Source organism: Leptolyngbya sp. 'hensonii' (genome assembly GCF_001939115.1).
Classification (GTDB): domain Bacteria; phylum Cyanobacteriota; class Cyanobacteriia.
On sequence record NZ_MQTZ01000043.1, the window covers coordinates 36,627 to 50,855 of the forward strand.

8 protein-coding genes are annotated in these 14,229 nt (G+C 53.3%); 1 reads left to right on the forward strand and 7 read right to left on the reverse strand.

What is annotated here, in order from left to right:
* Window positions 1-30: 30 nt before the first annotated feature.
* The 3 genes from BST81_RS15840 to BST81_RS15850 all read right to left on the reverse strand — a co-directional run bounded on the left by BST81_RS15840 (window position 31) and on the right by BST81_RS15850 (window position 3,431).
* Window positions 31-1,419, reverse strand: a complete 1,389-nt coding sequence (locus BST81_RS15840) for an adenylate/guanylate cyclase domain-containing protein (RefSeq protein WP_253188324.1) — start codon at window positions 1,417-1,419, stop codon at window positions 31-33.
* Between the two features lie 329 nt (window positions 1,420-1,748).
* Window positions 1,749-2,717 (reverse strand): cation diffusion facilitator family transporter, encoded by a 969-nt coding sequence (locus tag BST81_RS15845; RefSeq protein WP_075599489.1) that lies wholly within the window; start codon window positions 2,715-2,717, stop codon window positions 1,749-1,751.
* Between the two features lie 3 nt (window positions 2,718-2,720).
* Window positions 2,721-3,431 carry a DUF305 domain-containing protein gene (locus BST81_RS15850; protein ID WP_075599490.1) on the reverse strand — a complete coding sequence of 237 codons (711 nt, stop codon included), beginning with the start codon at window positions 3,429-3,431 and terminating at the stop codon, window positions 2,721-2,723.
* A 385-nt stretch (window positions 3,432-3,816) separates the two neighbouring features.
* Between BST81_RS15850 and BST81_RS15855 the strand changes: the two genes are divergently transcribed.
* A complete protein-coding gene (locus BST81_RS15855) occupies window positions 3,817-4,317 on the forward strand; it encodes a hypothetical protein (protein ID WP_075599491.1) in 501 nt (166 codons plus the stop codon).
* Between the two features lie 217 nt (window positions 4,318-4,534).
* Here BST81_RS15855 and BST81_RS15860 read toward each other — a convergent pair whose 3' ends face one another.
* From BST81_RS15860 to BST81_RS15875, 4 genes are all read right to left on the reverse strand, one after another.
* A complete protein-coding gene (locus BST81_RS15860; RefSeq protein WP_075599492.1) occupies window positions 4,535-5,122 on the reverse strand; it encodes a Uma2 family endonuclease in 588 nt (195 codons plus the stop codon).
* Between the two features lie 166 nt (window positions 5,123-5,288).
* The gene (locus tag BST81_RS15865; protein ID WP_083636896.1) at window positions 5,289-7,949 is read right to left on the reverse strand and encodes a CHAT domain-containing protein; all 2,661 of its coding nucleotides are present in this window, start codon (window positions 7,947-7,949) and stop codon (window positions 5,289-5,291) included.
* On the reverse strand, window positions 7,895-9,649 hold the full coding sequence (locus BST81_RS15870) for a ShlB/FhaC/HecB family hemolysin secretion/activation protein (RefSeq protein ID WP_075599493.1): 1,755 nt from the start codon (window positions 9,647-9,649) through the stop codon (window positions 7,895-7,897). Before BST81_RS15870 ends, BST81_RS15865 begins: the two co-directional genes overlap by 55 nt.
* Window positions 9,636-13,187: a filamentous hemagglutinin N-terminal domain-containing protein gene (locus tag BST81_RS15875; RefSeq protein ID WP_075599494.1), complete on the reverse strand. Its 3,552-nt coding sequence runs from the start codon at window positions 13,185-13,187 to the stop codon at window positions 9,636-9,638. The genes BST81_RS15870 and BST81_RS15875 overlap by 14 nt, the downstream gene beginning before the upstream one ends.
* Window positions 13,188-14,229: the final 1,042 nt, after the last annotated feature.

A 14,229-nucleotide genomic window follows, 5' to 3' on the forward strand; every position in this document is an offset into this window, starting at 1 on the left:
CCGCTCAGCCAGCAGGGATACTCCCTTGGACTAAAGAGAGCTGATTAACCAGTAGGTCACCATGTTGCCTCGACCTTTGATCGGAATCTCACCCCGGCGCTCAAATTTGAAATGGTCTTTCAGATATTCATAGGTTTGAGCTGTGACTTGAATTTTCCCGGCTTCCCCAGTAGATTCCATCCGACTGGCAATATTGACCGTATCTCCCCAGAGGTCATAAATAAACTTTTTGATCCCAATCACCCCAGCAATCACAGAGCCGCTGTTAATCCCGATTCGAAGCTGGAAGGGATTGCCATTCGGATGATAGAAGTGACGGATTTCCTGCTGCATCTCCAGAGCCATCTTAGCCATGGCGGCTGCATGATTGGCCATGGGAATAGGTAAGCCTGCTGCCACCATATAGGCATCTCCGATCGTCTTAATCTTTTCGATGCCATACTGCTCGGCCAACTGGTCAAAGGCGGAAAAGATTCGGTTCAGCATTTTTACCAGATCGGAAGGTGGAATTTGGGCGGAGACAGCGGTAAAGTCCACCAGATCCGCAAACAAAACCGTGACTTCCTCATAATGATCAGCGATCGTCTGCGGCCCCATCTTGAGGCGGCGGGCAATTTTATAGGGCAGAATATTTGTCAGAAGTTGTTCGGCCTGTCGGCGTTCTCGCCGCAGTTCCACCTCCATAGAATGGCGATCGGTGACATCCTGGACAGTCCCTTCATAGTAAATCAGGCGATTGGTTTTATCCCGGACCTCCCGAATATTCTCAGAAATCCAGATACGAGTGCCATCTTTGCAGGTCACTTCCGACTCAGCCCCTGAAATATGGCCATACTGATGGAGATAAACGCTCAGTTCCTCCCGCCGCCCCGGTTGAACATAGAGCTGCTGGCTGATGTCTGTCAGGTTTGTAATCAGATCTGCAGCAGAATCATAGCCCAAGAGCATTGCCAGAGCAGGATTAGCACTGAGATACCGACCATCTGGACTGATCTGAAAAATCCCTTCGGTCGCATTTTCAAACATGCTCCGATATTTAGCCTCTGCCTGTTTGAGCTGCTGCTGTTGCTGGGACAGGATAAGTTGATGCTTGACCCGCATCAGGACTTCTTCCATGTGGAAGGGTTTGCTAATGTAATCTGCTCCACCGACAGCAAATGCCCTTGCCTTATCTAAAACATCATTTAGGGCACTGACGAAAATGATAGGAATATCCTGGGTTGACTCGGTGCTCTTTAACTTCTGACAAACCTCATAGCCATCCATTTCAGGCATGGAAACATCCAGCAGAATCAAGTCTGGTTGTTCGGCGGCAGCTATCATCAGCGCCATAGAACCACTGATTGCTTTTTTGACCTGATATCCTTCCCCAATCAGCAATTCAGAGAGCAGGTAAAGATTCTCAAGTTGATTATCCACAACTAAAATGTTGGCGGTTGGAAGCAAGGACATGACTTTAAGACAAGCCTGTGTGACTAGAAATTGTCAAAAGCAAACCGGTTAGAAGCAGAACAAAATCGAGTCAGATTCTGGCTTCTCCAAGTAATCTTTTCTCTGTGATGAGATTTATGCTCTTCTAAGATAAAACCAGTTCTCCAAATTTACAGTAGTTCTTTCATGAATTAGTTCCATTTCCAAAGTTGGGTGTAAGGATCATACTAACAAGACCAATTTGACCGGAAGTGGGAAACCTCAGATTGTCCCAAAACAGGGAGATTTCCAATATGGGGATCCAGTTGGAAATGGCCTTAAGGATCTCCTACTGATAGCAAATGACAGGCACAACTTGATGGCGTCAGTTCGATCTGCAGGGTCGTATGTTTGATCCTGAAATGATCCCTCAAATCATGGCAAATTTGAGCCAGGTATTCGTCTCCAGGGTGCCCTGCCGGAATGACCAGATGAGCTGTCAGAGCTGCTTCAGTGGTACTCATACCCCAGATATGGAGGTCATGCACATCGGCGACTCCAGGGCGTTCAGCCAGGAAAGTTCGAACTGCCCGTTCATCGATATGGGCAGGGACTGCATCGATCGCCAAGTTAAAAGACTCCTTCAACAAACCCCAGGTGTTGATCATAATGGCAAAACTGATCAATAGGCTGAAGGCTGGGTCTACCCAGGTCCAGCCACTGAAGAGAATCACAACCCCGGCCAGCACCACACCCAAAGAGACCAGGGCATCGGCAGCCATGTGCAGGAAAGCAGCCCGGATATTGATGTCCTTTTCCCGATCGGCCATAAACATGAGGGCTGTAATCCCGTTAATCCCAATTCCCACCGTTGCGACCGCAATCATTGTGCCCCCAGCCACCTCAGGTGCAGATTGGAAACGGTGTACCGCTTCCCAGGCAATCCCCCCTGTGACCACCAGGAGCAGCAGTGAATTCATCAATGCGGCCAGAATGGACGATCGTCGCCAGCCATAGGTTCGGCGCGGGGAAGGCTGGCGAGCAGACAACAGGATAGCCACCCAGGCCAGTACCAAACCCACCGCATCATTCAGATTATGGCCAGCATCGGCAATCAGGGCGATGGAATGGGCCAGGATACCATAGACAAACTCCACCACAACAAAGCCCAGGTTCAGCCCCAGACCGATGATGAACGCCCGATTGTACCCGATGGGAAGGGGGGAATGGCCATGCCCATAATGCCCGTGGCGGTGCTCGTGAGATTGGTCAGGGGGATGGTGGGAATGATCCTGGGGATGAGCCATAGATTAAGGGGTTTTCCGATACCATTGCAGGTACCACTGCTGCATCTGTTCAATTTCCCTGGTTTGGGTCTTGACGATCGCCTGGGCCAGATCACGGATTTCCGGGCGTGGATTCTGACTCAAAACCATTTGAGCCATGCGGACTCCCATCCTATGATGGAGAATCATCTTCTCCAGAAAAGTCTGATCAAAATCTGGAGCAGTTTTCAGAGCTTCCAGGTCAAGGGACCGACATTTGCTGCTCGGCATCATTCCCATCCTCAAGCTTCTACCCGGCTGGCTGTAGGCTCCGGGCGAAGAAAATCGACCTCGACCCATGCCAGGGACCCAATCAGGTATCTCAGTACCATACCACTGTTGATACCAGGTCCGCATCTGATGATTTTCCTGGGTCTGGGTTGTTCGAATGGACTGGGCCAATGCCCTGATTTCCGGATGCTGGGCCTGACTTAAAGCCAGTTCCGCCATGGCGATCGCAGCCTGATGGTGAGGGATCATCATCAGAATGAAATGCTGCTCAACCTGGGCCATCATCCCCAGAGAACCGGGGGGTGAGCGGTCGGGATCGGCCAGGGGAACTTCGGAGATCGCCAGAGATCGGTCCGAAAAAGCTGGTGTTGCCTGCAGGGGAGCTTTTCTGGCGATCGTCAGAGTAATCGCGATGCTCCCAATGAAAAGACCTGCGACTCCACCCATCACTAAGTTCCGATTCATCAGCCACACCTCGCTGTGAGATGGTCCCATCCATAGATGGGGGGCGGATCTTCTGTAAGAAGTGCAAAAGAGCGCTTACAACTTGAACCTAGCAAAAAAAGTTGAGGATTTTGTGAGGGTCTGGATTCTTTGCTGAATGCAAATATGAATTACCCTCATCCCCAACCCTTCTCCCGCAGGAGAAGGGAGCTAAAACTCTTGTTCCCTCTCCTTTGGGAGAGGGCTAGGGTGAGGGCTGCATAAGGCTCAAGCACGAAAATCATACTTCTGCCTGGATTCTTTGCTAGCTGAGCATTTTCAGATAACCCAAAAAGATGTTGATAATCCTTTGGAGAAGGGTGGAAATCTACTAGATTTAAGGTTGGATTGACAGGAGACATAAGTAATGGAAAATCGGATTCAACCGCAAATTGCCAAAGTCTGGCAGTCCCTTACCGATCCCAGTGTATTGGACACTTACAGACAGACTGTGGCTGTGACCTGGAAGCTCCTCAAAGAGCTTGTGCTTCTTGTCTGGTTACTGCTTTGTTTAGTTCTGGTCTTAGGGGATTGGTTCTGGGCCAACTCGATTTTGGCTGGGCGTAATTTTCGGGATTGGCTTAATTCAAGAAAGGAAGTAGACAGTCAGGAACTGGCCTCCAATGCGGGTAAAGCCCTCCTCAATGCAGGGGTTTCCAGTGTGTTTTCCATTATGGCAACAGCCCGCAACCAGGTTGGCCTGGAAGGAGAGCCTCAGGTCGCCACCCTGCTGCAGGAGTCTGAAGCAGAGGCACCCACAGCCCCCCCTGCTAAGCCTGCATCCCCTTCCGTGGCCACCAAACCCCCGGTGGTTCCCTCTGCGCCTCCGGTGCCTCCCCCAGCATCCTCTGGGGACTCTGACGCTTGAGCCTATCTGAAAAACGTAATAACGTTATAGCCGTCCCCATCTGGATTAGGATGGGGTGTAGGGTTCCACTCCTACATGGAGGTTCCGCCCTCCCTGTTCTAACTCATGCGGTGACGGCTACAGATACAACGGTCCTACGGCAGGTATAAAACCAAGGCAGACCTTAGGGTGGGCAGCCTACTTTACCTCGTAGTTTGTTTTTTGGAAACTGCCTCAATTAGCCGCGAATAGCGCGAAGAAAGTCCTTGATCGCTTGGGGCTGCTCTTGAGGCCGTACATGTTGGGCCAGAACCTGTAAATTTAGGGCCGGGAAGAACTGGCTGTGAGAGACTTCCCGATAGAGTTGTTGACGTAAGTCGTAAAGAGTGAGCTGCTGATTCTGCCAGATCAGTACTTCCGGAATCCCCAACCCCTGGTAAACAGCCAGCTTATCCACGCCGCCACTGGTCAAATTCACTTCGATCGCAAAATCAGGAAATTCTTTGAGCGTCCCCACACAGTAACATTCGTCGGGTTCTAACCCACGAGCCTGCGCTTCCCGGCGAAATGTGGTTGAGCCATACCCATGTAAAGGAATATCAACCTCCTCTGCATAGCGTTCCAGCAGTCTGGCAATGATCTTTTTGATCATTTCATGTTCCGCAGAAGGCATAAAGATTTCTAGCGTTCCTTCCAGGTAGATGAGTCGCAAGCCGGGATAGTCCCCCAAGGTTGCTAACAGACTCTCGTATTGCGGCCAGGTCACACCCGGTAAGACCAGTCGTTGTTCTTCGGTGGGAGAGGACGGTTGAATTATTGTGGCCATGGGTTTATGGGTCAGCCTTCAATCCATTGTATAGTGCCCCAGGTCGGTACTGGAGTAGGCGAAACGTCGCCTCTTTTCTCCTGGAGAGATCTGGAGGTGGGTTAAAGACTCGCCCTCGCAAACCCATGCCGGCCCTGGGGGCCATCCCTCCAAGAAAAGAAAAGGATTACAGCCAATTCCCCACCAGGATATAGGGAGCCCAGAAGAAAGGATGTTCGTGCTCTGGAACCTTGAGTAGGGAAAGCTGCGCCTGTCGCAGGGCCTCCGATTTGTTCAGGCGACCGCCACTGAACTCCTGATAGAACTGGATCATCAAGGAACTGGTGGCTTCATCACTCACATACCAGAGGGTGCCAAGGGTGCTGCGGGCACCAGCTCGGACCGCCACCCCAGCCAGCCCCAGGGCTGCCCGCCGATCGCCCACTGCCGTGCGACAGGCACTCAACACCAGCAATTCGATCACGGTCTGCTGTTGACCTTGCCTTGTGCGTAACAGGTCAGTTAACTGGGTTACATTCAAGCGCTCATCCCAGGTCAGAATAAAAGTCCGATCGGCCCTGGAACTGAACTCTCCATGGGTGGCCAGGTGCACCACAGGCGCATTGGAAGTCTGTAACTCTTGCTGGAAGTTCTTCACCGTAAAGTTGTTGTTCAGCAAGACTTCACTGGGAATGTTGCTCTGGATTTTGGCGATTTCGGCCTGGACACTGGGGAGGGGGGTAAACCCCTGGCTGGCTTCACTGACCCCAGCCGCTAGAACTTTGATTTTCTCCCGTTGCAGAGGCTTCAAGTCCACCAGTTGTAAACCCGGAGCTACCGCCACCGCATACTTTTCAATCAGGTAATTCTGACCATCGAACAGGGCCGCCATGGGCACATTTCGCATCGGTCCATCTAGAACAAAGACCAGAGTTTTGATGTTCTGGACCTTGAGATCTTGCTCCACCGGTTTAATTAGCCAGTTGTAGACCTCCTGGGCAATCTCGAAATACTCCAGCGAGTTCTGATTCGAGAGGGAGACCCGGAGGGATTTCAGTGTAGCCTCGATCGTCTCCCGGGGAACTGCCGTGGCATAGTGGCGCAAGGGTTGTTTGGCCAGACTGAAGATGACTTCAATCCGATCATTGAGCAGAATCGGGTAAATCACGGCTGCTGATCGGTCCACCTGGTCAATCTGGGCAGGCACCCCTTCCAGACAAGCCTGACGGAAAAAGTCCTCCAGTTCGGCCATTTGCAAGGACTCGATCGCTGTGCGGGCCTGATTCAGATTTTGCTGGCTGGTTTCTGGCCCAGGCTGGAGCAGCAGGCTCACCAGTTCACGATAAATCGGCTCCACACTGTCCCGAAACGAGAACTGCACATCGGGATTCATGGAAACCAAGTCACTGCGAAGCGTATTCAAGGTCTTGACGGCTTCGCTGTAGGCAGCGATCGCCACTGTCGTTTCTCCAGTTGCCTGGGCTAACCGCCCCGCCTGCCATTGCCAGCGATAGGTGATATCCCTGGCCTGGATCGCCTGGGCCTGGAGCAGGGCTTGCTGGGTCAACTGTTTCGCCGATCGCCAATCCTGCATTTGCTCATATAAATGGCCCAGACTGCCAATCGCAAAAGTTTCAGCCCGTTGATCACCCAGTTCCTGGGCCTGCTTCACCGTGGCCTGAGCAAATTGGAGCAGGGTGGACCAGGATGGAATCGCCGGGCTCTGAGCCACTTCCAGAACCTGGCGCAGGCGCTCCAGATTCTGGACAAAATTGATCCGGGCATAGATCGCCTGACGACTGGCTGGAAGATCCCTCAACTGGGTTTGCAGGGGCAACACCATCGCCAGGGCGTCGGACCATTGTTCCTTCTCTAGCAATAGACTGAACTGGTTTAACCGGGCCTGCACCTGGGTGGCCGGGACGGGGGATAGCTCGGCAGCCTGCTGATAGGAAGTGAGGGCGGTCGCATGGTTTTGCAGAGCACGGGTGGTATTGCCCAGGCTCAGGAGCGTTTCTGCAACCAGGGGATCAGAGTTTAGCGCTTTCAGGATAGTTAAGCTCTGAGTTAAGACTTGCTTGGATAACTGTAAGTCTCCTGCCGCCCGCAGGGTGTTCCCCAGGCTGCGGAGCGCCACCCCTTTGGTGACGGAATCTGGCTGTTTTTCCAGAACCTGATAGACTTCGGTCAGTTTCTCCAGAGCTCGATCGTAAAACCCCAGGGTCTGCAACGCCTGGGCCTGGTTAATCGAAGCCAGGGTGACGCCTTCCGTATCACCGGCCTGGGCATAGAGGAGGGTAGCCTGTTTCCAGTCCTGGAGAGCCAACTCCGCCCGCCCCGTTTTCAGCAGCAATTGCCCACGGGTGTTGAGCAGCTTGGCTTTGATCAGGGGCAGATCGGGACGATCGAGGCTGGGGATCGCGATCGTGGTCAACCCGATCTCAACGGCAGACTCGGCCTCAGACCATCGATCCAGTTTCTGGTAAACCAGGGAGAGGACATTTTGGGCCAGGGCCTGGACAATTGGATCGCCCCCGCTGGTTGCGATCGCCTGCTGCAAGACCTGCGCCGCTTCTCCATAACGCTGGGCACCGTAGAGCTGAAGGCCCATCTGTAACTGTGCCATTGCTTCTCCGTTAGAGGCGACCAGAGCACTGGAGCCTGGGGTGACTGGAGCTTGGGCCAGTAGCGGCGGAGCCTGGAGAAACAGTCCCAACTGCACGGTCAGGCTGAAGGTCAGCAATCCCCACAGGCAAAGCCGGATGCCCCGCCATAGTTGACGCGACCCTTGCCTTAAAAGGTGAAGGGGGTGTAGACGATGGAGAAATAAAGACCGTTTTCTTGCCATGATTGTCGAGTTGCAGGTACGGAGATGAATGGAATGCCCCACTGAAAACGGGCAGTCAGATAATCGCCCTGACGCCACAGGAGGCCGAACCCTCCGGCAAACAGGGTATTGGGTTGCAGGTCGGCTCGACCGGTATTCCAAACGGTGCCAAAGTCTAAAAAGGGCGTGAGCTGGAGCAGGCCATCTACCTCAGGCACTCGCAGCACGGGGATGCGAAACTCAGCCGAGATCAGCGCCCCGTTGTCCCCGAGAACGAAGTCTCGCCGGTATCCTCGGACGGTGCTGGGGCCGCCAAAACTGATTTGCTCCAGGGGCACCAAAGCCCGATCGGCCAGTTGCAAATCCGTGCGCAGAATGGCCAGGGTATCGGGGGCCAGCAACCGGATGTACTGAGCCTGCCCTCGCCAACTGAAGAAACGGCTATCGGGCGGGGTGGCATTGATCGTATCCCCCAGCAGGTTCAGGCCCAGGCTGAACTGGGAATAGGCTGCAAATACCTCCTCGCTACCCCGCTGGGAATATTCCTGGAAGAAGCGCAGGGCTGAGATCCGGGTTTCCCCCCGATCGTTGGCTCCGATCGCCAGGGGAAAGGGAAAGCCCAGGAGAGCGGTTTCGGTTTCCTGATGGTTCACGGTCATGCCCACCGCAATTTCCTGGGAGGGGGTTCTCAGCACAGGCTGCCGCACACTCAGTTCATAGATGCGGGAGGCCGCAGTGATATCCAGGATGCTGAAGGGGGTTTCAATCACCCTGCTGGAGGTGGTGGCATACAGCAGCCTCAGGCTGGTGTTGTAGGGACTGAGGGGGATGTTATAGCTGACGGTCAGACCGTTGCTACCATCCGTATTGGTGTAGTCCAGGCTGATGCTGTCTCCCAAGCCCAGCAGATTGGCCTGGGAAACCTGAATTCCCCGTTGTTCACTGCCAACACCGGGGGAGCGGCTATTGTCGAAACTCAGTTGGGCTCGGAAGGTTTTCGCTTCACTCACTTGAACATTGAGAATGCTTTTCCCCGGCGTGGGACTGGCCGACAATTCCGCCGAGATGTTGGCAATCAGGGGATCCAGCTTCAGCAATTGTAACGCTTCCATCACCCGGTTGATATTGAGGGGAGGATCTGCCGCGATCGCCAGACGACTCTCGATATAGCCTGGGTCTAACCGCTGGGTTCCTTTGACCTGAATGGATTCCAGACTTCCCTCCAGAACCTGGATTTTGACCACTCCCCCCTGGGGCTGGAAAGACTGATTCGTGGGGATAAAAGCCCCTGAATTCACATATCCCTGGCTGGTATAGAGCCGGGTCACGGCATCGGCTGCCTGGATCAGCTCCGTAGTGGTCAGGGTCCTGTTGGTGAACTGAGCCGTCACCTCTGCAAGTTTTTCTGGAGGAAAGAGGGTGCTGCCCACCACCTCAAAGCGGGTGACGGTGATGGCACTGGGTGGGGCAATGGGAGGCTGCCCCAGAATGGACTGTCCCACTATCTGACCTACGACTTGGCCTGCAATCAACGAATCCCGCTCCAGAAACTGGCTGAAATAGATGGGTTGAAAGGAAGGTTGAGGCTGTAGATTGTTCGTGACAGGGTTAGAAATCCCTGATTCAGCCCAGGCTGGCTGCCTCTGACCACTGCAGGCCAGCACTATTAGCCATCCCAGGACGTAAAGCCAGTAGTTGTGGCCAGAGCTATTCACGGTCATAACAACGCTTTTTCGCAGCTTCAATCATCCAGGCAACCTTTCCCTGATCAGGCAGCAGAGCCGTTGGTTGAACCGGAATAGCGATGCCAGGCAGCCGGGTGTCTTCCAAAGTCGCATCACTGGTAAGCAATTCACCAGGATTCGCGGGCAGTCCCCCCTGCCCCAACAGAACAAAGCGACCTGTAGTTGCCACAGCCGGTCCTCCACAACCCTGCGCCACCAACCGGGAAGCATCCACCAGATCCCCAGGTAAAGGCCCCAAGCCCTTGCTGGGGTCAACGCCCGGTGTGTTGATGATGACCACACCGTTCACCCCAAAGGTTGAGCTGGCAGTGATGTCGTTCGTAGTATTGACTTGAGGGGTGGTCAGGGCAGATTGATAAGCAATCCCAAAAAGAGCCTGGGCGGTGATCTGGATATTCCCCCCCTTGCCCAAGAAGGCATTGGCGGTGATGTCGCTATTTTGATTGGGCAGGGCTACCAGAAACAGGGTAGAGATGGTGATATTCCCCCCGTCTCCTGCACCGCCGGTAATCCCCGATGTGGCTGAAATCTGACTGTTATTGGTCATCTGGATAATCCCCGGGACAGTCAGGAAAATATTGCCCCCCTGGGTACTGGAACTGGTGGCAACAATCTTGCCATTGTTCAGCGTCAGATTATTAGCCTGCAGGAAAATACTGCCCCCCGGTCCCGATCCCTGGCTGTTCACAGAAATTGTGGCTCCATTGGTGAGGATGACCAGGTTGGGGTCAATTTTGATATCTCCCCCCTTGCCGGTAGCCCCTGCGATCGTATTGGCAAAAATCCCGGTGCCGTCCCCATCGATGGCAATTTGATCCGTCACATTGATAACAATCGTGCCCGCATCCCCCTGCCCTGCTGTCCTGGCAATGATTTTGGCTCCACTGTCCAGCTTGAGGGTGTTGGCCTGGACCTGAATCATCCCGCCCATCCCGGACTTGCCATTACTGACACTGGAATCGATCGAAGATTGGTCAGACAGGTAAACCTGGTTAGCCCACACTGAAACTTGACTGGCTGTGCCTGTCCCCTCGGTCTGGGAGAACAGGGTGGAAACCTTGCTAAGGGTGAGGGTGCCGGTCTGGATCGTGACAGTTCCGCCGCTGCCACTGGCATCCAGAGCCACCCGGTTTCTGATGGTGGCATTGTTCAGCTCGATCGAGGTGGTGCCTTTGAGCAGGATATCGCCAGACTTGCCTGTGCCCAACTGGGCATTCTCAGAACTCACGGTTGCCCCATCCAGCAGTTGAATCTGGTTGGCCTGGATTTCAATTTTACCGGCGTTGCCCGTGCCGCCCTGAATGGCCACATTACTGGCCACCGATCCTCCAATCAGTTGCAACGTTCCATCCACCTGGATATTGATATTGCTGGCGTTGGCCGCACCGGTTCCCGTACTGCTGGTGGAGATCAGGGTACCGGTACCATAGAAATTCTTGGCCTGGATGATGATGTCACTTCCCTGAGAACCCTGACTCTCGTTGGCGATCTGGTTCTTACCTTTGGCCAGAATATCGCCCTGACTCTGCAGGGTAATCAGGCCACCCTGAACCCCGGCACTGGTAATCCCACTGGCTGCCCCTGGATTGGCCAGCATCTCGATATTCCCACCGCTCAGAACCGTGACCGTTCCTCCATTGCCCGGATTTTGGGTCTGCAGGGCGGAGGCATTAATCACCCGCAGGGTAATCCCGCTCTTGGACTGCATCAGCACGTTGCCCCCATTCCCGGCAAAACTGCTGACGTTGGTTGTTGCAGTCGAGATCGGTCCATTGGCCAGCACGGTGACCTGACCTCCATTGCGAACGGTTGCAGCACCAACTGTAGCAGCGGCTGAGATTGATCCGTTAGTACTCAGCCCCGTTGCCCCCAGGGTTGTCACAGCGCCACGGGAGTCAATCACCACCGTGCCCCCATTGGTGGCATTGCTGCTGACATTGATATTGTTAGTTGTGATATCCCCCGATAGCAGGGGATTGGCACTGTACTGATTGGTCAGATAGACCAGGGCTGGATTAGCAACAGGTGCATTCGAAATGGTAATCGCACCGGTTTTAATATTGGATCCCGTCAGGGTTGGCGTCTGGAGCGTATTGGGGGTAAAACCAGCCAGGGGAGGAGCCGTTGACGTGGGCTGCTGTCCATTAAAGGGGGCCTGGTTCCAATCAATTCCGGCCCGGATGTCGAGGGTACGCTGGGTATCACCGCCGATCGTCAAATCGGTGCCATTAGAGAGCTTGACCGCGCTGAGGGCATTATAGGGAATCGTTGTCCCCGGCAGTAAGTTGGTATTGCTGGGGTTAATCGTGGTGGTCTGAGTCCCGATCGCATTAATGGTAATGTTGCCGGTTTCTACACTCCCACCTGCCAGGATGTGCAGAGAGGCCCCCACGTAATTGCCAAGCTTCACATTCCCGATTGCCAGAATGATGGGGTCATTCGGGCTGATAACATCGCCCTGGCTGCCATCCAGTTGTTCCACTTTCAGATCCCGACCAGCAAAGAAACGGCCATCCCCTGTGACCGGATTGGCCGATCGTAGTATTAAATCTTGCCCTGCCACCAGGATGCTACCAGGATGCTGCAGGGCTGTGATATCTAGACTGCTGTTGCCCTGAATCTGTAAGTTCTCCCCGGCAAAGATCTGCAGGGGCGCGATCGGACTGTCGCTGATTTTGACCATGCCCTGGGCCTGCAGGGTGAGGTTTCCGGTGGTATTGAGGGTACTGCTGGGCAGAATCAGGTCTTGCTGAGCGGTCAGGGTGGCAGTTTGAGCAGTCAGAGTCTGGACCTGCACATTCCCCACCACGGATTCCACAGTGACCTGGCCCTGCAGGGCGGTCAACTGGCCTGTACTGGTCACTGAACTACCGGACAGGGTCAGGTCCTGACCCACTTTTAAGTCCCCTGCGTTGACGATCGCCCCCGTGGGCAGATTGCCAAACTGCACCCCGATCGGGACGTTCACGGTCAGCAGGGGCGGAGCCTGGGGATTAACTGCACTGAATTCCCCGCTACTGCCCAGGGTGAGGCGATCGGCAGTGCTGGCGACAAAGGAACCACTGATATCCAGGCGAGAATTTGGTCCAAAGTAAATGCCATTGGGATTAATCAGAAACAAATTGGCATTGCCCAGCACACCCAGGGTGCCTAAGATTTGAGAGGCCTGAGAGCCCGTAACCCGGCTGAGGATATTCTGGATCCCAGCCGGATTATTGAAATAGACTTGCTGGCCATTGCCCACATTAAACTGTTGAAAGCTTTGAAACAGAAAGCTCCCCTGTTGCGCCCCTCCCTGAATTAGGGTGGATGGGAGTCCTTTGATCTCAACACCGGGGGTCACGATGGAGGGGGTTGAACCCAAGGTATTATCTGGGACAATCTGAGCAAGGGCGCTCATCTGCACATTGAGCAGAAAACCGGAAATCAGGGCAGTACTGAGGGCCAGAGACAGCCGATGAAACCTGTTCCCATCGATCGGAGTGCTGAAGCCAGCTAATTTTCCGGAAATCATAACTGTATTAAGGGATCACACTCAAGAGGCAGGACATCAGTCTCACCCATTAGTCTGGGGAAAATTACAGATCAGACGCAACAATCAGTGTTTCGGTGATACTATCGCAGTCTTTCCGCAAAGAAAAGGGATTAAGGTTACAAAAACCAGGCCAATAGCACCTGAGTTTCTGTGAATCTGCTGAGAGAGAACAACTTACGAAACTTTTCCCTTTTACAATCTCGACGCGAAGCGGTCTGGAAACCGCATTATTACTTAATGAATTAGCCTTAACCAGACCTTGGCGGGGCTTCAAATTATCACTTCGTAAGTTGATAGTTATTGAGCGTTTTTTTTGGATTGCTTTAAATCTTTGACTTTCTGAAGAGGCCGAAGATCATTCCTCAGGGCAGCAAAAAGTCAGGATTATGATTGACTGACGACAGTTTTCACGTAGTAGCACGGCAAATCTAATTTGTTAGGTCAAACGTCTCTAAAACGCTTGAACTGTCCCGTGATCAAACCAACAGTTTAAGCTTGCCGTGCTAATAGGTTGGGTGGAGCAAAGGGAAACCCGACATTGTCAAGGGTTTTGCGTTGGGTTTCGGACCTCAACCCAACCTATAGATTTTAAGGAGCGTGGATTTAATAACTCCGAGATTTTCAGCCCTCACCCCCAACCCCCAACCCCTCCCCCTCTCCCGCCGGGAGAGGGGGCAGGGGGGTGAGGGCAAGCAGAAGTTTATCGGTGTTATTTAATTCTCATTCCTAAGGGTTTCAGGCGTTTTATCAGTCAATCCAGTTAGGGTTCAATGTTGTGCTTTGAAATTCAAAACTACTATCTCAATGATTGCTTTTCAAGATTCAATCATTCTGCTCTGAACTTTGCACGTTTTTCATCAAGATGAAGCTGCTTCAAAGAACATTAAACTGCTGATCCTGAACAGTACAGTTCAAGATTCAATCACCCCACTCTGAACTTTGCACCTTTTTCATCAAGATGAAGTTTCCTTGAAGGATAGAACAGGCTTTATTCAAGCTTTAATTAAGCCCAGTTCAGACT